Origin of the sequence: Pseudarthrobacter sp. NIBRBAC000502770 (assembly GCF_006517815.1) — a bacterium.
GTDB classification, from domain to species: domain Bacteria; phylum Actinomycetota; class Actinomycetes; order Actinomycetales; family Micrococcaceae; genus Arthrobacter; species Arthrobacter niigatensis.
This window is the reverse complement of record NZ_CP041198.1, coordinates 3,744,495-3,765,973: the sequence shown is the minus strand read 5'-3', so window position 1 is coordinate 3,765,973 and position 21,479 is coordinate 3,744,495. Positions and strand designations below refer to the sequence as shown.

Sequence of the window (21,479 nt, the reverse complement as noted above, 5' to 3'; positions counted from 1 at the left end):
GGAGTGCTACTGGACCTTGATCTCGGCGAGCCGCAGACCGTACCCGTACCGGGTCTTCGGCGCTGCAAGCTTGGGGAGGGAATTGATGGAGATGATCACGTACTGCGCCTGGACGGGTTCCGAAAGGGGCATGTTCAAGTCAGTGGACGTGAAGCTGTTCGTCCCCACCGCCTTGGCTCCGTCCGTGGAGGGCCGGTCGTTGGTGTAAACGGTGATGTTGCCGCCCGATCCCCCCAGCTGGGAGAGCGTGATTGAGGAGATGGTTGCAGTGCCTTTCAGCTTCACCACGAGGGGGACGCCCTGGGGAGCCAGACCACCCCAGTTTTCGGTCGCAAATTCCATGTCGGACCAGTAGCTGGCGGCATTTCCGTCATAGGCCTTGACCAGGTCACCATCGAATGTGGCAGCGAAATCGAAATTCCCCTGCCGGCTGACGCTCTCGATAACCGGCGGGACGGCCGGCGGAGCCGACGGGGCTGCCTGGGTTGCCGTTGCCGAGTTTTGTGGAGCACTGCTGGTAACAGGGGCAGCCGTGGGTTTGGCCTGTGGTTCTGATGTGAAGAGGCTGCCAAGATTGGTAACCGCGAAGATCAGGCCCGCAATCAGGACAACAGCCAACAGCCCGCCAACCAACCAGCGCATTGAGCGGGGCTGATTGTCGGATTCGTCCCGGTCATCGTCATCGTCATCCCGGTCGGCAAACGACACACCAGCCGCAGCGGGCGCGGCCGCACGGGCAAAGAGGGCCGCCTTGCCCTTGACCGGACGCTGCTCCTCCACCGCGCCATCGGAGTCCTCGTAAGCGTCGTGGCCTCCGGACTGAGCGTAGTCATCATTGGACCACAAGGAGACCTTCGGCTTCTGGTCAGCAGCCGAAGACTGTTCCCCAGCAGGGCTGCCGGCCGGGGCAGCAGTATCGTTCGGGCCCGTGTCCGCCTCAGCTGAGACGGCACGCCCCGATTCGGTTGCGGCAGTGTGCGCCACAGGCTGGGCGGCAGTGGCATCCGGATCAATCCGCGAGGCACCCGACTTGGCGGCACCCGCACCGGCGGCGGCAGCACCGGCAGCGGCGGCACCTGCGGCAGCAGCCCCGGAACGGCCCTGGGAAGTGGGCTGCTGGGCAGCGGGCCTCACCGGCGGCCTGGGCGGAACGGCGGGAGCTGAACGTTCCGGGGCTGACCGCTCAGGAGCTGAACGGTAGTTATCAACCGGGTTGGGGTGTGAATCGGCGTAGCTGATGTAGCCGGCCTCGACGTGGTCTTCCTCGTCGTAAGGTTCAGGCTCGTGTGACCGGGCCTGTCCGAAGATTTCACTGCCCAGGGTGTCTGTGAAGAACGGCTCGACGTAGGGCGGATTGGGCGCCACCACCAGGTCCAGGAGATCGGCCGCCGAAGTGTGGTTTGTGATGAGGTAGGTGGCGTCCTCGGTCACGCCAAGGTCCAGTACCTGCACCGTTCCGGGACGTTCGCCCGTGGCCACCTCGCGGGCGCTCTGGGCAACCTGCTCAGTGTTCTCCGGTCCGGCAACCAGGATGCTGACCGGGCGGTTCAGGACCTGGTCCACACCATCCAGCACCAGATCGTGGTCGTGCGAGGCCAACACTGTGGCGGTGACCTTGTAGCGGCCGCCCAGTACTGATCCGACATCGATCGGGTTGGACACGTGTTCCTCCTAGACTGTCCGGGATTGCCGGCCTCAATGACGCAACCGCTTTCCAGGTGCCCGCGCGCACGGCCCGGCCTGAATGCAACTACCCCTGTATCTGTTCGATCCTAGCCGATCCGCCCCGGACGGCCGCGGAGAAGACGGCCGCCACAGGGTGCGGAACTTACTTTTTGCGCTTGCGCCGGGTACTGAAAAATGGGTTCTCACCGGCCTTGCCCTGGTACGTCCTGCGGCCCGGAAGCGGAATCTGCTCGCTGAGCAGGCCGCCGCGGGCGGTGCTCGGCTGGTCCTCGCCCGGCAGGTAGGAGCTGTCGGCAGCCTGCCGTGCCCCGTCGTCGTGCGTGTCCGGGCGGCCGCCCGCGCGCTGGGGGTCCGGGCCGGCGCGGAACGAGACGGCGTCGAACTCGCCGGAAATCCTTGGGATCAGGCCGGTGTCCACCGAGGTGGTGGCGCGCTCAGGCTGGTTCCCGCGGGCAGGGGATCCAGCGGAGGGAGAGGACGACGGCGCGTCCCCCGCTTCCGGCCCTTGGGCCTGGTTACCGCGGCCAAACCTTCCCAGCAGGGGGCGGAGCATGTCGCTGAGCTCGGACACACGGAACACACGGAGGAGCAGGAAGTAGACGGCCAGCATGACCGGCCCCACGATAATGAGCGTCACGAGTGCCTGGAGGCGGCCGCTCCAGGCGAAACCGTCGGGGTTGTAGCTGCCCATGAGCCAGAGGGCGCCGGCGCCGGCGATTGCCGAGCCCAGGGCCGCGTATCCCATCCTGATGTATGAATTGGCGATCCGGGCGCCGTCCAGGTGCCCCAGCATGCGGCGCAGGAACACCGCGCTGATGACCACCGAAAGGATGTTGCCCACCATGTACAGGATGGCGATGGCATAGATGATCTGGCCCACCGGCAGGAACTGGATGCCGAACGCACCCGCGACGTACACCACGGCGAGCAGCAGCTGAACGTAGAACGGGGTGCGGGCGTCCTCGTTGGCGTAGAACACGCGGGACATCATGAAGTTGGCGCTCATGAATGGGGTGCTGAGGGCCAGGATGGTCAGTGTCTGGGCCAGCATGACGCCGTCCTGGCGCAGGCCGCCCGAGAAGAACATGCCCAGCGGACCGGCCAGGGCAAACAGCGCCAGCGCACCAAAGACGGTGGCGACGGCCATGGTCCGCAGGCCGTGCGAGAGCGCATCCCGCAGTTCGGCCCGGTTGCCCTCCTGGGAGGCGCGGGTCATGCGGTTGAACAGCACGGTGGCCAGGGATAGCGCGATGATCGAGTGCGGCAGCAGGTACAGCTGGCTGGCCACTTCGAGGACGGCGTTGCCGGGCAGGGTGGACGCGGCCGGGTCCCCCGCCTCCTGCAGCCGGATGCGCTCCGCGCCGGGGATGGTGGCGATGCGCATGACATACAGGAAGGCCAGCTGCCCGACGGCGGCCGTCAGCAGCGTCCACACGCTCAGCTTTGCGGCGTGCCCAAGTCCTACGCCGCGCCAGCCGAACCTGGGCCGAAGTCCCAGCTTCAGCCGGAAGACGGGTACCAGCAGGATCGCCGTCTGCGACAGCACGCCAATAGTGGAGAACCCGGCCACCAACAGTGTCTGGGTGGCACCCCAGTTGTCCAGTGTGTGGGGGCTGAACTCGTTCGTGCCAAAGATCCAGATGAACATTCCCAGGCCGGCGATGGCCACCACGTTGTTCAGGATAGGTGCCCACATGGCAGGGCCGAACGCGCCGTTGGCGTTCAGGACCTGGGTGAGCAGGGCGTAGAGCCCATAGAAGAAGATCTGCGGCAGGCACCAGAACGCAAAGGTGACGGCGAGGGCCTTCTGCTGCGGGGAGTACCCCTGCGTGGTCAGCTCGATGACCCCCGGGGCCGCCAGGGTAACCAGCGCAGTCAGGCCGAAGAGAAGCAGGACAGCCAGCGTCAGCAGCCGGCTGATGTAGTCCGCTCCCCTGTCCGGAGCCTTGCTGGCCTTGATGATCTGCGGGACCAGCACGGCGTTGAACACGCCGCCGGCCACCAGGAGGAAGATCAGGTTGGGCAGGTTGTTGGCATTGATGAACGTGTCATTGACCGTTGAACCGAGGCCCAGGGCGGTACCCAGCATCCAGGTCTTGCCGAAGCCGAGGAAACGCGACACCAGCGTCCCGGCAGCCATGATGGCGCTGGAACGGGTTTCGCTGACGCCTGCCGCAGCAGGCTCCGCAAGGTCCGGTGCGGCGGGCTCAGGGGGGACGCTGTCGGGCGCGGCATCATCGGGCCGGCCGGACCGGTCGGAAGGAAAGTTGGTAGCTGACATCGACTTCATCGTCTCACCCGCGGGCGCATAACACCGCAATGACGACGGCGGCGTCCGGGCTTAAAGGTGCCCGGGAAGGACCTCGCGGGCGAGGTCGGCGATGCGGCGTTCGTTGGGGAAGGACAGCTTCCGTGCCAGCTCCTGGATGGGCACCCAGGCCACGTCCACGGCTTCCTGGTCGGGATCGTTTTCGATGGTGAGCTCACCGCCCGTGGCACGCAGGAGGTAATGGTGCACGGTCTTATGGACCCGGTGGCCGCTGACGGTGAACCAGTAATCGATGCTGCCCAGAGGTGCCAGGATGTCTCCCTCGATGCCGGTTTCCTCGGCAATTTCCCGGACCGCGGCCTCTTCGTTGTTTTCCTTGCCCTCCGGATGCCCCTTGGGCAGGCACCACTCAAGGCGTCCACCCCTGTTAAGGCGGGCGATGATGGCAACCCTCAGCTCGGCGTCGGACGTGTCCACCACCACGCCGCCGGCCGACACTTCCTCAACCGTTGGCAGCGATGCCGGTGCCGACTGCTGGGCAGGGGCAACGTGCGCACCTATTGCTGACGGCAACGGTGCGTTTGTCCTCCTGCCTGGAGCGCTCGGTACTGGATGGGCCATGGAGTCCACTCTAACGACTGTTGCCCTCCCGTGATGACCGGAACATGACAACAACATGGACGGGATATGACGCACTTTCCGCACGGGAACCCGAATCAGCGCGGATCGTGACGCTTTTTTGGACTGCCAAGGCGCTGGTTTCTGCCAAGCTTAAGGAACTATGGCGCACGCACATCACAAGATTGATTCCCACACTGTCGACTTCAAGGTACCGCCGGTGGTCCTGGAGCTCGGGCAGCGCTTCGTGGACGCCGGCCACGAGCTGTCCCTGGTGGGCGGTCCGGTGCGCGACCTCTTCCTTGGCCGGGTTTCCCCCGACCTCGACTTCACCACCGATGCCACGCCGGACCAGACGGTGGCACTGATCAAGAAGTGGGCGGACAACTTCTGGGAGATCGGCCGGGCATTCGGCACCATCGGCATGCGCAAGGCCGGCTTCCAGATCGAAATCACCACCTACCGGGCCGAGGCCTACGATCCCGATTCGCGCAAGCCCGTGGTGGCCTTCGGTTCCTCCCTCACCGATGACCTGCTGCGCCGGGACTTCACCATCAACGCCATGGCATTGAAACTGCCGTCCATGGAACTGGTGGACCCCTTCGGCGGGGTCCGCGACCTTCATGCTTCCATCCTGGCAACCCCCGGTTCACCGGAGGCGTCCTTCTCCGATGATCCGCTCCGGATGATGCGGGCGGCCAGGTTCGCCGCGCAACTGGGCGTCACAGTCCACGACGACGTCCGGGACGCCATGACGCGCATGGCCGACCGGATCAAGATCATTTCCGCGGAACGCGTGCGGGACGAACTGGTCAAGCTCATTTGCGGGGCCCGGCCGCGGACCGGGATCGACATCCTTGTGGATACGGGACTGGCCGAACATGTGCTGCCCGAGGTTTCCGCCCTTCGCCTCGAATCCGACGAGCACCACCGGCACAAGGATGTCTACCAGCATTCCCTGCAGGTCCTGGACCAGGCAGCCGAACTTGAAACGAATGCGGACGGGCCCGTGCCCGGGCCGGACTTCGTGCTGCGGTTCGCAGCCTTGATGCACGACGTCGGGAAGCCGGCTACGCGCCGCTTCGAACCGGGCGGCGCGGTGAGCTTCCGCCACCACGACATGGTGGGTGCCAAGCTCACCAGCAAGCGGATGAAGGCGTTGCGGTTCGACAACGACACCACCAGGGCCGTGGCGCGGCTGGTGGAATTGCACATGCGCTTCTACGGCTACGGTGACGCCGGCTGGAGTGACTCCGCCGTCCGGCGCTACGTCACGGACGCCGGGCCGCTGCTGGAGCGGCTGCACCGGCTTACCCGCTCCGATGTCACCACCCGGAACCAGCGGAAGGCAGAACGCCTGGCCTTCGCCTATGACGACCTCGAGTCACGGATCGCAGCCCTGCGTGAACAGGAATCCCTGGATGCGGTGCGCCCGGACCTCGACGGTGCCCGGATCATGGAGCTGCTGGGGCTTAAACCGGGGCCTGTAGTGGGCCGGGCCTACAAGTTCCTCCTGAATGAACGGATGGAGCATGGACCGCTGCCCACCGAGGAAGCGGAGGCGCGCCTGCTCCGCTGGTGGGCTGAACAGCCTGAATCCGCACCGTCCGGCCCCGGGGGGGAAGCCTCTCCCGCCGTCGTCGAACCTTCACCCGTTGAGGAGTCCAAGTGACCAATCCCGCCCTTGCCCCGCGCCCGCAGCTCTGGATCCTCCGCCATGGTGAGACCGAGTGGTCCAAAAGCGGTCAGTACACCGGCCTGACCGACCTCCCCCTGACCGTGGAAGGTGAACAGCAGGCCGTCGAGGCCCGCAAGGTACTGGACGGCGTCGATTTCGACCTGGTGCTCACCTCCCCGCTGCGGCGCGCACGGCGAACCGCCGAGCTGGCTGGATTCCCCGATGCCCGGCATGAGCCGCTGGCCGTGGAATGGAACTACGGCGATTACGAAGGCATCAGCTCCGACCTGATCCGCAAGGACAACCCCGATTACTTGATCTGGACCCACGGCGTACCCAACGGCGAGACCCTGGACGAGGTGGCCGCCAGGGCGGACAAAATCATCGGCCGGATCCTCGAATCGGGGATGGACAATGTGCTGATCGTGGCACACGGGCATTTCTCCCGGATCCTGACTGCCCGCTGGCTGGAATTGCCGCCCACGGAGGGACGGCACTTTGTCCTGGGAACGGCCAAAGTATGCACCCTGGGCTGGGATAAGAAGACGCCCGCCATTGTCCGTTGGGGCCTCTGAATCGCCTTTAGTAAAAAACTAATCCGCATTTCCCGGGAATTGCTGGCCTTTCGCAGATTCCTGGGGTACCTTTATTCCTGACCCCGCGGCAATCTGCCCGGGTCCAAGACCGCATTGCACACCAAGCAGCGGACAGCAGAAAAGGAGGTTGGGAAAATGATGACTTTGACTGGCGAATGGAATGCCCTCGTCAATGCGTTCCCGGCCTTTGCTGATTCTGCAAGCGTTGCCTCGGATACCCCGGATACCTGGCGTTCAGCCGCCGTCCAGGGCCTGCGGCGCCGCTAAACGGCACCAGCCTCCGGCCGGGACCCCGCACGGGCTTCCACCCGGGACAGCCGTCCGGTAAAGGAACGCACTCCGCTGGCTCTTTGATAGCCACCGCATCACTCCTTCCTTTGTCGTCGGTGTCCCTAACCGGGCCACCGACGGCCGGCAGTGGCCAGCTCCGGCGCAACTCCCGTAATTGTCCGAACTTACAATTGCGCTGATTCCTGCAATTAATCTGGATTCTTCCATGGATTGCAGGTCCCTATTTCTGCCTTACTTTTGTGCGCCCTAAAAGGCGCTGATTTGTCATGCCCTATTTCCGACCGCCCAAGAAAGGAGGTGGCTCCCCTTGATGCAAAGAATCATGAGACTCCTGTCCCGTCCCCTGCAGCGCCGCAGTTCCCTTAACAGCGGCCTGCTGGAGCAGCATCGAAATGACGTATTCGTGCTGATGCACCAGCAGGTTGGCGGCCTGCGCTGACGGCCGGCCCCGGTCCCGTGGGAAGGGGCCGGCTGTAAGCTCGATTCCATGCACGAGACCCAGGCGCCGGAGGATGGTCGACGGCCCCGCATCGTGGTGCCCAGCCGAAGCGACACCCTCCTGCGGAATTTCACCGAGGTAATAGGCGGCCCGCTGGGGACCCGGACGGATCCCGGGGTCGTCACCCCCGGCATCTTTACCGTGGAGCGGGTGCTCATTGCCCTCACGGCGCTGGCAGCCCTGTTGGGGATCCTGCTGAAGGGTTATTGCAGGGCCAACGGGTGGGAGACTCCCACGCAGTTCTATGCCACCTGCTACTCGGACTTTCCGGAGCTGTTCCGGAACCGGGGCATGGCAGCGGGAGTCTTTCCCATCGTGGGCAGCGGCAGCTTGTTCGAATACCCCGTTCTCATCGGATTGATCGCGGGCTTGACGGCATGGTTGGTCCCGGGAGGGGACGCCAACGCCCAGGCATTGGCCTACTTCGACATCAACGCCGTGCTGCTGGCGGCGGCGGCCATGATTACCGTGCTGGTGACTGCCCGGATGCCCGGCCGCCGTCCCTGGGATGCTGCCATGGTGGCACTGGCGCCGGGCATCGTGCTGGCCGGGACCATCAACTGGGACCTTTGGGCTGCCTGCCTGCTTGCGCTGGGAATGTATCTCTTCGCCAGGCAGCGGCTGGTTCCCGCCGGCGTGCTGATCGGCCTGGCCACAGCCACCAAGCTGTATCCCGTGCTGGTGCTGGCAGCCATCCTGCTGCTGGCGGTTCGGACTGCCCGATGGCGGCCACTGCTGGTTACCGCCGGGAGCGCCGCCGCCGCATGGCTGGTGGTCAACCTCCCTTTCGCCCTCGCGAACTTTTCCGGCTGGACCTATTTCTTCCAGTACAGCGCCGACCGGGGCGCCGGATACAGTTCCCCCTGGTTTGCCTACAACCTGGTGGCGGACAGGCTGGGCTGGTCCAAGCTGGGTGCCGAAGGCGTCAGCCTCCTGTCGGGCGGACTCTTCGTGGTGGCCTGCCTCGGTATCGCTGCTGTTGCCCTCACCGCCCGTCGCCGCCCGCGCCTGGCGCAACTCGCATTCCTGATCGTGGCTGCCTTCATCCTGACCAGCAAGGTCTACTCCCCGCAGTACGTGGTGTGGCTCATCCCGCTGCTGGCGCTGGCCAGGCCGCGGTGGCGTGACTTCCTCGTGTGGCAGGGCGTCGAAGCCCTGCATTGGGCTGCCATCTGGATGTACCTTGGTCAGGTGACCAGCGCAGGTTCCTCCCAGCACAACCTGGACATGCCCTACTACGTCCTGGCTGTGGCCGCGCACATGGTCGCGGTGGGCTACCTCATGGCACGCGTCGTCTGGGATATCTACGATCCCATGTACGATCCCATCCGCCGGCACCACCTCGACGATCCCCACGGCGGTCCGTTTGCCAACGCACCGGACCGGTTCCGGCTAAATCCATTCGGCCCGGCCGCTCCGCTGCTTCCCTCGAAAGCAAAGTCCCATGCCTGATGTCGCGGTAGTCGGTTCCGGTCCCAACGGACTCTCCGCGGCAGCGGTCATGGCACGCGCCGGGTTGTCAGTGGAAGTCTTCGAGGCAGCCCCCAAAATCGGTGGTGGCACCCGGACCATAGAGCTCATGCGGCCGGGACACTTCCACGACGTCTGCTCTGCGGTGCATCCCATGGCCGTTGCTTCCCCTTTCTTCCGTGCCTTCGAGTTGCCCCGGCGGGTGGAGCTGGTTACCCCGGAGATTTCCTTCGGGTCACCGCTGGACGGGGGCCGCGCGGCGCTGGCCTACAAGTCGCTGGACAGGACGGCATCGGAGCTGGGCCAGGACGGCCCCGCGTACCGGCGGCTCATGGAACCATTGGTCCGGCACATTGACGATGTCATGGACTTCACGCAGAACCAGCTCCTCCGGATCCCCCGGAACCCCCTGGTGGCCGCCGTCTATGGGCTGCGGACAATGGAGCAGGGGACCGGGCTGTGGAACACCAGGTTCCGGGATGACCTTGCGCCGGCACTCCTCAGCGGTGTGGCCGCCCACGCCATTTCCCATTTGCCCTCCCTCGCAGCCTCCGGCGCCGGTCTCATGCTCGGCGCCCTGGGGCACGCCGGCGGGTGGCCCATCCCCCGCGGCGGCTCCGCATCAATTGCCGAAGCACTTGCCGACGACATCCGGGCACACGGCGGCGCCATTCACACCGACACGCCGATCGACAGGCTGGAACAGCTTCCGGCTGCCCGCGCCACCCTCCTGGACGTTGCCCCCGCGGGGCTGCTCGGAATGGCAGGACATTCCCTTCCCGCCCACTACCGCAGGGCGCTGGAGCGTTTCCGCTACGGCAACGGCTCCTGCAAGGTGGACTTCATCCTGTCCGGCCCCGTGCCGTGGCAGGCAGCCGGGCTCTCCGACGCCGGGACGGTTCATGTGGGCGGCACGCGGGCTGAGCTCGCGCGCTCGGAGAACGAGGTCAGTGCCGGACGGCACCCTGAACGGCCGTATGTGCTCGTGGCCCAGCCCTCCCGGTTCGATGCCGGCCGCGCACCGGAAGGCCGGCACATCCTGTGGACCTACTGCCATGTGCCGTCCGGCTCGACGAAGGACATGACCAGCCATGTGGTGGCCCAGTTGGAACGGTTCGCGCCGGGCTTCCGCGACCTCGTGGTGGAATCGCACGCCATCACCGCTGCGGAACTGGCCGACTATAACCGGAACTACATTGGGGGCGACTTCAGCGCCGGCGTGATGGATGTCCGCGGACTTGTCCAGAAACCGGTGGTATCTCCAGTCCCGTGGCGGACACCGCTGCTCGGCGTCTACCTGTGCTCGTCATCGACGCCCCCCGGGCCCGGTGTCACGGGCATGCCCGGGCTGCACGCGGCAAAGTATGCCCTCAAGGACATCTTCAAACTCCCGGTTCCGGATCTGGGACTGTCCTAGGACCCTTCACGGCCGCAACCGCCGGCGTGGCGCGGCCCACGTCCGGTCCGGGGGATAATGGCGCGATGGGGAAATCAACGAAACTTTCGCTTGCCGTAGCTGCGCTCATTCTCAGTTCCACACTGGTGGCCTGCGATGACGGAAAATCCGGAGCGGAAGCTGCCGCCCAACAACTGGCAGGGGCGGTCTCCGCGCTCGATGTAGGGTCTGTGGCTTTCGAGGGCAAAGACGCCGCAGCGGCAAACGACCAGCTGCACCAGGTCTTCGCGGCACTGGACCCGCAAAAGCCAGAGGTCCAGTCAGGCACCCTGACGCTGGACGGAGACAAGGCGTCGGCGCCCTTGAACTACACCTGGAAGTTCGGTGATGCGGAGTGGAAGTACACCATCGCAGTGAACTTCAAGAAGTCCGGCGGCAAGTGGCTCACCGTCTGGGACCCGGCCATCCTGGCACCAGGCCTGGCGGACAGCGAGATTGTGACCAAGGGATCCCAGTCCCCCCAGCGTGCAGACATCCTTGGTGCCGGTGACGTCCCGCTGGTGACCTACCGCCCCGTGGTGAACGTAGGCATCGACAAACCGCAGCTCGGCACCGCGGACCCGGCCGATTCTGCCGGCAAGCTGGCGGCACTGGTGGGAGTGGACCCTGCCGCCTACGTGCAGCAGGTCAAAGCGGCAGGGGCGCAGGCCTTCGTTTCCGCCATCACGCTGCGTGAAGAAGGCCGCACCATCTCCGACGAGCAGATCGCGGCCATTCCCGGCGCCCGCGGCATCCCTGCGTCGATCCCCCTGGCCCCGAGCAGGACGTTTGCCCGCGCAGTGCTCGGATCCGTTGGGGAAGCCACCGCCGAACAGATTGAGGCGTCGAAAGGCGTCCTTACCGCGGGTGATGTCACCGGTATCGGCGGGCTCCAGCAACAGTATGACGAACAGCTCCGTGGCTCGGACGCGGTGGTCATCCGCGCGCAGCGGGCAGACCTGACCCGCGAACAGATCCAGTCGGCGGGTACGGACCCGCGGCGCGTCCTCTTCCAGGTGGCACCCAAGCCGGGGACGCCCTTGAAGACCACGCTCGATCCGCGGCTGCAGTCGCTGGCCGAAACCACCTTGGATAAGGTGGGTCCGGCGTCGGCCATTGTGGCCCTGAGGCCCTCCAGCGGCGCCGTGCTGGCCGCCGCCTCGGGGCCCGGCAGCAACGGCTACAACACGGCCATGCTGGGGCAGTACGCCCCCGGATCCATCTTCAAGATGGTGGATTCCCTGGCGATGTTCCGCAACGGGATGACGCCGGACTCCACCGTCCAGTGCACGCCCACGCTCACCGTGGACGGACGGACCTTCAAGAACTCCGAAGGCTACCCGGAAACCTCGCTGGGTGCGGTCACCCTGCGCGACGCCTTTGCCCACTCCTGCAACACCGCCTTCATCTCGCAGCGCGATTCTGTCTCACAGGGCCAGCTTGAAGCAGCGGCCACATCCATGGGGGTGGCGGTTGAGGCACCCAAACTCGGCGCAGAAGCATTCCTGGGTTCCGTCCCCGGTGACGCCCAGGGTACGGAGCACGCGGCTTCCATGATTGGCCAGGGCAAGGTGCTGCTGTCCCCGCTGGCCGCCGCGATCATGGCCGGCTCGGTCGCCAAGGGCGCCCCGGTCTCGGCGCAGCTGGTCCTGAACCCCGACGCCGGTGCTCCCGCCGCCGGAACAACGGCGGGTTCCACCGCTCCAGCAGCCGAAGCATCGGCGACGGCCACCGCGCAGGCGCCCTCTACGGCGTCGGACAAGCCCATCACAGCAGCGGAGGCGGCATCGCTGTCGGACATGATGCGCGCCGTGGTCACTTCCGGGCACGCGGGCTTCCTTTCCAGCGTCCCCGGCGCACCGGTAGGAGCCAAGACGGGAACCGCCGAATTCGGAACCGAGAACCCGCCCAAGACCCACGCCTGGATCGTGGCCGTCCACGGTGACCTGGCCGTGGCCGTGTTCGTGGAGGACGGCGGCCTGGGCGCCACCACCTCCGGGCCGTTGCTGAAGCAGTTCCTCACCGCCGCCGGCTAGGAAGCGGCGTGGGAGGATTGACGGCGTGGCCCATATTGACGTTTCCGGCATCGACTACTTCCTCTCCGACGGCACCCAGCTGCTGAACGGGGTGACCTTCAAGGTCCCGGACGGCACCAAGACCGCCCTGATCGGCCCCAACGGCACAGGTAAAACCACCCTGTTCCGGATCATCGCCGGGGATTTGGTCCCCGACGAGGGCGTCATCGGGCGCTCCGGCAACATGGGCATCATGCGCCAGTTTGTGGGCCAGGTCCGGGATGGTTCCACGGTCCGGGACCTGCTGGTCTCCGCCGCTCCCCCGGCCCTTGCGGCCGCTGCCCGAGAGGTGGACGAGGCCGAACTGGCCATGCTGGAGCACGACGACGAGCCCACCCAGATGCGGTACGCCCAGGCGATCGTGGACTGGGGCGATGCCGGGGGCTACGACGTCGAAACCGTCTGGGACGAGGTCTGCATGGCCGCGCTGGGACTCCCGTTCGACCGCGCGCAGCACCGCCCGGCGTCGACCCTTTCCGGCGGCGAGCAGAAGCGCCTGGTGCTGGAGGCACTTTTCGCAGGCCCGGACGACCTCCTGCTCCTGGACGAGCCGGACAACTACCTGGACGTCCCGGGCAAGCGCTGGCTCGAGGAAAAACTGAATGACTCAAAGAAGACCGTCTTCTTCATCAGCCACGACCGGGAACTGCTGAACAACGCGGCCGGCCGCATTGTCACCTTGGAGCCCGGAATCAACGGAGCGGCAGCATGGATCCATGGCGGCGGCTTTGGGTCCTACGTCGAGGCACGCGCAGACCGGAACGCGCGTTTCGAGGAGCTCCGCAAGCGCTGGGACGAGGAGCACATCAAGCTCAAGGAACTCGTCAACATGTACAAGAACAAGGCTGCCTTCCGCTCCGACATGGCGAACCGGTACCACGCGGCGCAGACCCGGCTGGCCAAGTTCCTGGAGGTTGGGCCGCCCGAGGCCCTGCCCATCGAGCAGAATGTCCAGATGCGGCTCAAGGGCGGCCGAACGGCCAAGCGGGCCATCGTGGCGGAGCGGCTGGAGCTCACGGGCCTGATGAAGCCGTTCTCCACCGAAGTGTGGTTTGGCGACCGGGTCGGTGTTCTCGGATCCAACGGCTCGGGCAAGTCGCACTTCCTCCGGCTGCTCGCCACCGGCGGCACCGACCCCGAACGCGAGCACCTCCCCGTTTCCGATGTGGAGATCGCCGAGGTACCCCACGAGGGAACCGTGAAGCTCGGTGCCCGGATCCGGCCAGGATTCTTCGCCCAGACCCACGTCCGGCCCGACCTGCTGGGCAAGACCCTCCTGGAGATCCTGCACCGCGGCGACGAACACCGTTCCGGGCTGGGTCGCGAGGCCGCCGCCGGCGCGCTGGACGGCTACGGCCTGGCGGGGCAGTCGGAACAGAAATATGAGTCCCTCTCCGGCGGTCAGCAGGCGCGGTTCCAAATCCTGCTGCTCCAGCTCAGCGGCGCCACGCTGCTCCTGCTGGACGAGCCCACGGACAACCTGGACCTGCATTCGGCCGAAGCGCTGGAACGGGCCATTGACCACTTTGAGGGGACCGTGCTGGCCGTGACCCACGACCGCTGGTTCGCGCGGACCTTCGACCGGTTCCTGGTCTTCGGTTCGGACGGCAAGGTCTATGAGTCCGCGGAGCCCGTTTGGGACGAACAGCGGGTGGAGCGCACCCGCTGAGGGTTCGATCACATGAGTGATCAAATGATCAAGTATTGATAGCATTTGATCATGAAGACGGATGAGCGGCACCGCGTAATCGCCGAAGTCCTGCGGCAGCAGCCGGAGGTGAGCGTGGAGGAGCTGATGCAGGCCTGCGGCGCCTCCGGAGCAACCATCCGCCGCGACCTCGAGGTTTTGGCCGGCCATGGTGTCCTTCGCAGGGTCCACGGCGGGGCCAGGAGCCTGATAGGGCAGGGGCAGAGTCCCGGCTACGGACAGCGGGAGCTGGAGGAGCAGGACGGCAAGAGGCGCATCGCGGCAGCCGTCGCCGGCCTCCTGGCGGAGAACGAGCACGTCTGGCTGGACAGCGGAAGCACCGCCACCGCAGTGGCCCGGGCCGTGGCGGGCAGGGAGCTGACGCTGATGCCCATGTCCCTGCAGGCCTTGAACGCGGCAGCTGAGGGAGAGGGCGCAGGGGGCTCACGCCCCGCGCTGCTCTTGCCTGGGGGAAGCGTGGTGCCCGGTGAACTCTGCTTCCGCGGACCACTGGCCGAGTCCACCATCAGGTCCCTGCGTTTCGACACCGCGGTGCTGACGCCGTGTTCCGTGGACTTCAAAGACGGACTCCTGGCCCACGACCTTGAAGATGCGGCCGTCAAGGCAGCCGGCCTGCAATCCGCAGCCCGGGTGGTGGTAGCCGCCTCAGCCGCGAAGTGGCAGACCCACGCCAGGGTTCTCGTGGCGGGACTGGACCGGGTGGACGTCATCGTCACGGACCGGAAATTCAGTGCACAGGACAAAGCCGAACTTGAGAAATACCCAGTGGAAGTAGTGAGTGTATGAGCACCAATACCGGAACGGACCAGCAGGCAGGACTAAAGGCCGCCGCTGCGGCGACCTTCGTGGTTTTCGGCATCAACGGGCTTGTCTTTGCCAGTTGGGCGGCCCGCATCCCCGCCGTCACCCAGACGCTGCACATCACTTCCGGCCAAATGGGCACCCTGCTGCTGTGCACGGCCGTGGGATCCCTGCTCGCGCTGCCAACCGCAGGACTCGTGGTGGGCCGGCTCGGAACGGGCAATACCGTGCGCTATGCCGGACTGCTGGCCGCGGCCGCCGGCGTGGGCATCGCCATGTCACTCCTGACAACGTCCATTCCCGGAACGGCCGTGTCACTCTTCTTCTTCGGCATTGGAATTGGCCTCTGGGACGTGGCGCAAAATATCGAAGGGGCCGACGTGGAGCACAAGCTCCGGCGGACCGTCATGCCCCAGTTCCACGCAGCCTTCAGCGGAGGCGCCTTCGTAGGGGCCCTGGTGGGGGCGGGGCTGTCAACCCTCGGCGTGGACCTGCCATTGCACCTTCTGATGATCGCAGCCGTAGTGGTGCTGGTGGCGCTGACGGTGCCGCGCTACTTCCTTCCCCACGTCTCGACTGCCCCTGTGGACGGGGAGCCGAAACGAGCCAAGGGACCGTCCGCCTGGCGGGACAGCAGGACGTTGCTCATTGGTGTGGTGGTCCTCGGGGCCACGCTTACCGAAGGCGCAGGCAACGACTGGATCGCCAAGGCCTCGGTGGACGGGCTTGCCACCTCCGAATCCACCGGCGCCCTCATGTTCGCGTTGTTCGTCCTGGCCATGACGGCCATGCGGTTTCTGGGCGGGCGGGTCATCGACAAGTACGGGCGGGTGGCCGTCCTGCGGGCCAGCATGGCAGCGGCCGCCGCCGGACTGGGTCTCTTCGTGCTGGCATCAAACATTTGGCTGGCAGGTATTGGAGCTGCCCTGTGGGGCGTGGGCGCCGCCCTGGCCTTCCCCATGGGCATGTCCGCAGCTTCGGATGACCCCAAGCATTCAGCGGCCCGCGTGTCCGTTGTATCCACTTTGGGGTATATATCTTTCCTGGCCGGGCCGCCGTTGCTGGGCTACCTGGGTGACCTCACCGGAATCCACACCGCGCTGCTGGCCATCATGGCGCCCATCCTGGTGGCACTGCTCCTCGCCGGAGCGGCGAAACCCCTGCGCGTTGAACCGGGGCCAGCCCCGGAGGAGTAGCCAGTGGGGTTAGGGTGATCCCATGCAAAGCACCAAGCCCCCGGGCCGGAGCTGGGTCAGCCGCCTCGATAGATACCTCGTAGGGCATGTTTCGGGCCTGCCCGGAGGCAACCACGACGCCTTCTTCCGCCGCCTCTCCGCCTCCGCCAACCAGGGGAAACTCTGGATGGGGACGGCAGCGGCCCTGGCCCTCTTCCCGGGGAAGACCAGGAGGGCGGCGGTGCACGGGCTGATCGCACAGGGAGTGGCGTCGGCAGTGACCAACGTGGTGTTCAAGACACTGCTCCCCCGCACCCGGCCGCTCCCCGAGCACCTGCCGGTCTTCCGCTTCGTGCATCCGCAGCCCACGAGCTCCTCCATGCCGTCCGGGCACTCCGCATCAGCCGTAGCGTTTGCCGTGGGAGCCGGCCTGGTCCGTCCGGCGCTGGGAATCGCGCTGGCTCCGGCCGCCCTGGGGGTGGCCTATTCGAGGGTCCACACCGGCGCGCACTGGCCCTCCGATGTAATCTTCGGGTCGGTCCTGGGTGCAGGAGCTGCCCTGGTGACGCGCCACTGGTGGCCTGTCCGTCCGCCCATCCCCCCGACCACGCGGGCGGTAACCAGCGCACCGGCACTGCCGGGCGGTGAGGGCCTCAGTATCGTTGTGAACACCCTGGGCGGCTCTTTCAAGGAGGAAACCGCGGCAGCGCTCCAAGAAGTATTCCCAAAGGCGCATATGAATGTCGTGCAGCCGGATGAAGACCTGGTCCAGCGAATCAATGCCACTGCAGACCATCCCGGCACCCTGGCCCTCGGTGTCTGGGGCGGAGACGGGACCGTCGGCGCCGCAGCCGCTGTCGCCGTCGAACGCTCCATACCCCTGCTGGTCCTGCCGGGCGGGACGCTCAACCACTTTGCACGCGACGCCGGGACCGGCAGCCTCAAGGAGGCGGTCGCGGCCGCGGAAAAGGGCGAGGCGGCCCTGGCCGACGTTGGTGTGGTCACCGTGGAACGCGGACTTGCCGGCAATCCTGAGGTCTCCCGGCTGATCATGCTGAACACCTCCAGCGTGGGCCTTTATCCGAATCTTGTGCGGCGGCGGGAACACCTGCAGCCGGCGCTGGGCAAGCCGCTGGCCGGTGTTGTGGCCATGTTCCGCACCTTCGCCGCCGGCACCCCCACAACGTTGAGCGTGGACGGCGTCCGCCACAAGGTGTGGATCGCCTACCTGGGCCGCGGCCGGTATTATCCGCGGGACCACGCACCCCTGATCAGGCCGGTGATGGACGACGGGGTCCTCGACGTCCGGCTGATCACCGCGGACGAATCCTTTGCCCGGCTCCGGCTTCTCTGGTCCGTGCTGACGGGGACGGTGGCAAGCTCAAGGATCACCCACCTCCGGGAAGCCACCGAGGTGAGGATCGACGCCGGCGGCGCGCCCATGGTACTGGCAGTGGACGGAGAAGCGCTGGCCGGTGTCCGGAAGGTGGCCTACGAACTACGGCCCAAGGCCTTGGCGTACTACTCGCCACGCCCCTGACATGGGCTGCGCCGGGGAGGACAACCCTGATTCTCCCCTGAATCATCCCTGAAACCGGCCCAAAGCGGCGCCTGCCTCGGTAGCGTGGGGAAGGTATCCGCACCCCACAACGTCCGCAGCCGTCCGCTGCCGTTCAAAGGATGATTCATGATCGAGGTAAACGGGCTGACAAAGGTCTATGGCGACAAAACCGCCGTGGCCGGTGTCAGTTTCACCGTCAGGGCAGGGCAAGTCACCGGCTTCCTTGGACCGAACGGGGCAGGAAAGTCCACCACCATGCGCATGATCATGGGACTGGACCGGCCAACGTCAGGGTCAGCGACGGTAAACGGACTGCCCTACGGGCAGCACAAAGCCCCGCTGCGGGAGGTGGGCGCCCTGCTGGATGCCAAAGCCGTCCACACCAGCCGCAGCGCCTACAACCACCTGCTGGCCATGGCCGCCACCCACAGCATCCCGAAAGCCAGGGTGCACGAAGTCATCGAAATGACCGGACTCGAGGCGGTGGCGCGCAAGAAAGCCGGCGGATTCTCGCTGGGCATGGGCCAGCGCCTGGGCATCGCAACGGCGCTGCTGGGGGACCCCCAGACGCTCATCCTCGATGAACCCGTCAACGGCCTGGACCCTGAGGGCGTGGTGTGGGTGCGGAATCTCGTGCGGTACCTTGCCGGTCAAGGGCGGACGGTGTTCCTTTCCAGCCACCTGATGAGCGAGATGGCACAGACGGCGGACCACTTGATTGTCATTGGCCGCGGCCGCGTCATTGCCGATGCCCCCATCCGGGACATCATCACCGGGAAGGGCCAGTCCCGGGTCCGCGTCCGCACCGACCAGCCCGACCACCTGCGCCAGCTCCTGGCCGGCCGTGGAGCATCCATTGAGGTGCCGGAACGGGAACTGCTTGAAGTGACCGGCCTGGATCCCAGGACCATCGCAGCCACGGCCCTGGAAAGCCAGGTCATGGTGTATGAACTCACGCCCCTTGTGGCCAGCCTCGAGGAGGCATATATGGAACTGACCAAGGACGACGTCGAATACCACTCCCTGCCCGCTGCGGAGGTAGCCCACTCATGAGCTCCACGACCACTGAATCCATGCCCTCCCCCGCCGGACCTGACCCGCGCAGTGCCGGACGCTCCCTTCCCGGGCCCACCTTCATCCGGGTGCTCAACTCGGAAGTCATCAAGTTCCGCAGCCTTCTTTCGACCCTGATCCTGCTCGCCTCCACGGCCGTGGTGATGGTTGGCTTTGGCGCGTTGTCCGCATGGGGGACGGGCCAGTTCGCCGATGCGGCCACCCGGGACCCGCAGGCTGCTGCCCGGATGGCAGCACAGGGCGGAGACCTTGCCGTCAGCGTGCCTACGTCCGGCATCGCCTTCGCCCAGCTGATTCTCGGCTCCCTTGGCGTGCTGCTGATGAGTTCGGAATTTACTACCGGAATGGCACGGTCCACCTTCGCGGCAGTTCCCCGCCGCCTCCCGGCTTTCGGTGCCAAGCTGGTGGTGGTCATGGTGACTTCGTTCGTGGTCACGGCTGCCTCCACGTGGGTGGCAGGACTGGTGGCGGTGCCTATCCTGGACAACTACGGACTGAAACTGGACCTTGGCAGCTCCCAGTCGGTGAAGCTCCTACTGGTCAACAGCATCTATGTGGCCGCCGTCGCCGCCATCGGGATGGCCCTGGGGACGCTGATCAGGAATTCGGCCGGCGGCATTATGAGCTTGGTGGGCATCTTCTTCGTGGCACCGATTGCGTTCCAGCTCATCCCCGGGGACTTCTTCAAGGAAGCCCGCAAATACCTGCCCGGCAACACCGTGGAGCCTTTGACGGCCGCCCAGCACGTTCCGGATACCCTGGAGGCCTGGCAGGCAGGACTGGTCCTGGGCGCCTGGGTGGTTATCCCCGTCCTGCTCGCAGCCGTGCTGCTGAAGCGCCGGGACGTATAGGCCCGCGGGGCCGGTTTCCGCCACGCGCCCGGGGTGGCCGCGTGGTTTCGGGCACATTACAAATATGCCTGGAGGGAAACTTTTATTGCCCCTGACGGTCTCCGCTTGGAGCGCCGTCCTGTTGGCCGGAACCAGATCTGTTGGACTGCACAAAGCAAGGCGCATAATGGCGGATCTAGGGTGAGACGACGATGTGGTGCATCACACGGTCCGCCGGTGACCACCAAGGCACGTCGCCCAACCCATGCTATTTCCCAACAGGACGGCACTTCCATGCATGCTGACCAGCAACTTTCAAAGTCCCTGAAACCCAGGCACCTGTCCATGATCGCCATCGCCGGCGTCATCGGTGCAGGACTCTTCGTCGGCTCGGGGGCAGCCATCCAGCAGGCCGGTCCCGGCATCCTCGTGGCGTATGCGGCCGCCGGCCTGGTGGTCATCCTGGTGATGCGCATGCTGGGTGAGATGGCAGCCGCAAACCCCGAAACGGGTTCCTTCTCCACCTACGCGGACAAGGCGCTGGGCCGCTGGGCAGGGTTCAGCATCGGCTGGCTCTACGCCTGGTTCTGGATCATCGTCCTGGGCATTGAAGCCACAGCTGGTGCCGCGATCATGCACCGCTGGGTGCCGGGCATCGACCAGTGGGTGTGGGCCCTTGTCCTCATGGTGCTGCTGACACTCACCAACCTCGGCTCCGTGAAGTCCTACGGCGAGTTCGAGTTCTGGTTCGCGTCCATCAAGGTCGCGGCGATCGTCCTGTTCCTGATCTTTGGCGTTGCGGCCATCCTGGGGCTCATCCCCGGTGTCCCTGCGCCCGGCCTGAGCAACCTGCTCGACAACGGCGGCTTCATGCCCAACGGTCCGGGAGCCGTCCTGGCCGGCATCCTGGTGGTGGTCTTCTCCTTCTTCGGTGCCGAAATCGCCACCATTGCCGCCGGCGAATCGGAGAACCCCGTGGACGCCGTGAAGAAGGCCGTGAAGTCCACCGTGTGGCGCATCCTGGTTTTCTACATCGGCTCCATCGCCGTAGTGGTCACCCTGCTTCCCTGGAACTCTGCTTCCGTGGCCAAGAGCCCGTACGTGGCGGTCATCGAGCTGTTCGGCATCCCCGGCGCCGGAACCATCATGGACGTCGTGGTGCTGACCTCGGTCCTCTCCTGCCTGAACTCCGGCCTCTACACCGCCAGCCGGATGCTGTTCTCCCTCTCCACCCGCGGTGACGCCCCGCGCTCCTGGACCCGCATCTCCCGCCGAGGCGTTCCCGCTGCCGCAGTGCTCGCCTCCACCGTGGTCGGCTTCGTCACCGTGGGCCTGAACTACATCGCCCCGGACACGGTGTTCCTCTTCCTGGTGAACACCTCCGGTGCCATTGCCCTGTTTGTGTGGCTGGTCATCTCCGCCTCGCAGCTGGTCCTCCGCCGTCGGATGGGTGCCGCAGCGAAGGACCTTCAGCTGAAGATGTGGCTCTTCCCGTACCTCACCTGGGCAGCGATCATCAGCATCGTGGCCCTGCTGATCGGCATGGTGATCGTGGAATCCACGCGTGAGTCCCTGCTGCTCTCCCTGGCGCTGGCCGCCGTTGTGGTGGCATTGGGCGTCCTCCGGTACCGCCGCAAGGATGCGGCAGCGGACGCACAGCCCGCCGTAGCCGCCGAGGCTGCCCCGGCTCCCGCGGAGTAGGGCGGCGCTAGA

At 66.0% G+C, this 21,479-nt stretch carries 16 protein-coding genes; 13 read left to right on the top strand and 3 right to left on the bottom strand.

Features of this window, described 5'->3' with window-relative positions; all coding sequences use genetic code 11:
- Window positions 1–6 precede the first annotated feature (6 nt).
- The 3 genes from NIBR502770_RS17890 to NIBR502770_RS17880 form a co-directional block, all read right to left on the bottom strand.
- Window positions 7–1,662 carry a discoidin domain-containing protein gene (locus tag NIBR502770_RS17890; protein WP_141182852.1) on the bottom strand — a complete coding sequence of 552 codons (1,656 nt, stop codon included), beginning with the start codon at window positions 1,660–1,662 and terminating at the stop codon, window positions 7–9.
- Between the two features lie 166 nt (window positions 1,663–1,828).
- Window positions 1,829–3,967, bottom strand: coding sequence for a murein biosynthesis integral membrane protein MurJ (murJ, locus tag NIBR502770_RS17885; RefSeq protein WP_141182851.1), 2,139 nt, complete (start codon window positions 3,965–3,967; stop codon window positions 1,829–1,831).
- A gap of 60 nt (window positions 3,968–4,027) precedes the next feature.
- Window positions 4,028–4,528 (bottom strand): NUDIX hydrolase, encoded by a 501-nt coding sequence (locus tag NIBR502770_RS17880; RefSeq protein WP_141158815.1) that lies wholly within the window; start codon window positions 4,526–4,528, stop codon window positions 4,028–4,030.
- 208 nt (window positions 4,529–4,736) lie between these two features.
- Between NIBR502770_RS17880 and NIBR502770_RS17875 the strand changes: the two genes are divergently transcribed.
- The 13 genes from NIBR502770_RS17875 (at window position 4,737) to NIBR502770_RS17820 (ending at window position 21,467) form a co-directional block, all read left to right on the top strand.
- On the top strand, window positions 4,737–6,245 hold the full coding sequence (locus tag NIBR502770_RS17875; protein WP_141182850.1) for a CCA tRNA nucleotidyltransferase: 1,509 nt from the start codon (window positions 4,737–4,739) through the stop codon (window positions 6,243–6,245).
- On the top strand, window positions 6,242–6,826 hold the full coding sequence (locus NIBR502770_RS17870) for a histidine phosphatase family protein (RefSeq protein WP_141182849.1): 585 nt from the start codon (window positions 6,242–6,244) through the stop codon (window positions 6,824–6,826). The genes NIBR502770_RS17875 and NIBR502770_RS17870 overlap by 4 nt, the downstream gene beginning before the upstream one ends.
- 156 nt (window positions 6,827–6,982) lie before the next feature.
- A complete protein-coding gene (locus tag NIBR502770_RS21690; protein ID WP_256371920.1) occupies window positions 6,983–7,114 on the top strand; it encodes a hypothetical protein in 132 nt (43 codons plus the stop codon).
- Window positions 7,115–7,625: 511 nt separating this feature from the next.
- Window positions 7,626–9,089, top strand: coding sequence for a glycosyltransferase family 87 protein (locus NIBR502770_RS17865; protein WP_141182848.1), 1,464 nt, complete (start codon window positions 7,626–7,628; stop codon window positions 9,087–9,089).
- A complete protein-coding gene (locus tag NIBR502770_RS17860; RefSeq protein ID WP_141182847.1) occupies window positions 9,082–10,524 on the top strand; it encodes an NAD(P)/FAD-dependent oxidoreductase in 1,443 nt (480 codons plus the stop codon). The genes NIBR502770_RS17865 and NIBR502770_RS17860 overlap by 8 nt, the downstream gene beginning before the upstream one ends.
- 65 nt (window positions 10,525–10,589) lie before the next feature.
- The gene (locus NIBR502770_RS17855; protein ID WP_141182846.1) at window positions 10,590–12,578 is read left to right on the top strand and encodes a penicillin-binding transpeptidase domain-containing protein; all 1,989 of its coding nucleotides are present in this window, start codon (window positions 10,590–10,592) and stop codon (window positions 12,576–12,578) included.
- 25 nt (window positions 12,579–12,603) lie between these two features.
- Window positions 12,604–14,286: an ABC-F family ATP-binding cassette domain-containing protein gene (locus NIBR502770_RS17850; RefSeq protein ID WP_141182845.1), complete on the top strand. Its 1,683-nt coding sequence runs from the start codon at window positions 12,604–12,606 to the stop codon at window positions 14,284–14,286.
- 51 nt (window positions 14,287–14,337) lie between these two features.
- The gene (locus NIBR502770_RS17845) at window positions 14,338–15,111 is read left to right on the top strand and encodes a DeoR/GlpR family DNA-binding transcription regulator (protein ID WP_141182844.1); all 774 of its coding nucleotides are present in this window, start codon (window positions 14,338–14,340) and stop codon (window positions 15,109–15,111) included.
- A complete protein-coding gene (locus NIBR502770_RS17840; RefSeq protein ID WP_141182843.1) occupies window positions 15,108–16,322 on the top strand; it encodes an MFS transporter in 1,215 nt (404 codons plus the stop codon). The genes NIBR502770_RS17845 and NIBR502770_RS17840 overlap by 4 nt, the downstream gene beginning before the upstream one ends.
- Before the next feature lie 22 nt (window positions 16,323–16,344).
- Complete coding sequence (locus tag NIBR502770_RS17835) at window positions 16,345–17,841, top strand: bifunctional phosphatase PAP2/diacylglycerol kinase family protein (protein ID WP_141182842.1); 1,497 nt, start codon at window positions 16,345–16,347, stop codon at window positions 17,839–17,841.
- 147 nt (window positions 17,842–17,988) lie between these two features.
- Window positions 17,989–18,915, top strand: a complete 927-nt coding sequence (locus NIBR502770_RS17830) for an ABC transporter ATP-binding protein (protein WP_141182841.1) — start codon at window positions 17,989–17,991, stop codon at window positions 18,913–18,915.
- Complete coding sequence (locus NIBR502770_RS17825) at window positions 18,912–19,787, top strand: ABC transporter permease (RefSeq protein ID WP_370871457.1); 876 nt, start codon at window positions 18,912–18,914, stop codon at window positions 19,785–19,787. The genes NIBR502770_RS17830 and NIBR502770_RS17825 overlap by 4 nt, the downstream gene beginning before the upstream one ends.
- 273 nt (window positions 19,788–20,060) lie before the next feature.
- Window positions 20,061–21,467, top strand: coding sequence for an amino acid permease (locus tag NIBR502770_RS17820; RefSeq protein ID WP_141182840.1), 1,407 nt, complete (start codon window positions 20,061–20,063; stop codon window positions 21,465–21,467).
- Window positions 21,468–21,479 lie beyond the last annotated feature (12 nt).

What these genes read in the sequence shown, in the direction of transcription:
- murJ (WP_141182851.1), bottom strand. Translation starts at nt 3,967, where the DNA reads ATGTCAGCTACCAACTTTCCTTCCGACCGGTCCGGCCGGCCCGATGAT.
- NIBR502770_RS17875 (WP_141182850.1), top strand. Translation starts at nt 4,737, where the DNA reads ATGGCGCACGCACATCACAAGATTGATTCCCACACTGTCGACTTCAAG.
- NIBR502770_RS21690 (WP_256371920.1), top strand. Translation starts at nt 6,983, where the DNA reads ATGATGACTTTGACTGGCGAATGGAATGCCCTCGTCAATGCGTTCCCG.
- NIBR502770_RS17865 (WP_141182848.1), top strand. Translation starts at nt 7,626, where the DNA reads ATGCACGAGACCCAGGCGCCGGAGGATGGTCGACGGCCCCGCATCGTG.
- NIBR502770_RS17860 (WP_141182847.1), top strand. Translation starts at nt 9,082, where the DNA reads ATGCCTGATGTCGCGGTAGTCGGTTCCGGTCCCAACGGACTCTCCGCG.
- NIBR502770_RS17855 (WP_141182846.1), top strand. Translation starts at nt 10,590, where the DNA reads ATGGGGAAATCAACGAAACTTTCGCTTGCCGTAGCTGCGCTCATTCTC.
- NIBR502770_RS17845 (WP_141182844.1), top strand. Translation starts at nt 14,338, where the DNA reads ATGAAGACGGATGAGCGGCACCGCGTAATCGCCGAAGTCCTGCGGCAG.
- NIBR502770_RS17840 (WP_141182843.1), top strand. Translation starts at nt 15,108, where the DNA reads ATGAGCACCAATACCGGAACGGACCAGCAGGCAGGACTAAAGGCCGCC.
- NIBR502770_RS17835 (WP_141182842.1), top strand. Translation starts at nt 16,345, where the DNA reads ATGCAAAGCACCAAGCCCCCGGGCCGGAGCTGGGTCAGCCGCCTCGAT.
- NIBR502770_RS17830 (WP_141182841.1), top strand. Translation starts at nt 17,989, where the DNA reads ATGATCGAGGTAAACGGGCTGACAAAGGTCTATGGCGACAAAACCGCC.
- NIBR502770_RS17825 (WP_370871457.1), top strand. Translation starts at nt 18,912, where the DNA reads ATGAGCTCCACGACCACTGAATCCATGCCCTCCCCCGCCGGACCTGAC.
- NIBR502770_RS17820 (WP_141182840.1), top strand. Translation starts at nt 20,061, where the DNA reads ATGCATGCTGACCAGCAACTTTCAAAGTCCCTGAAACCCAGGCACCTG.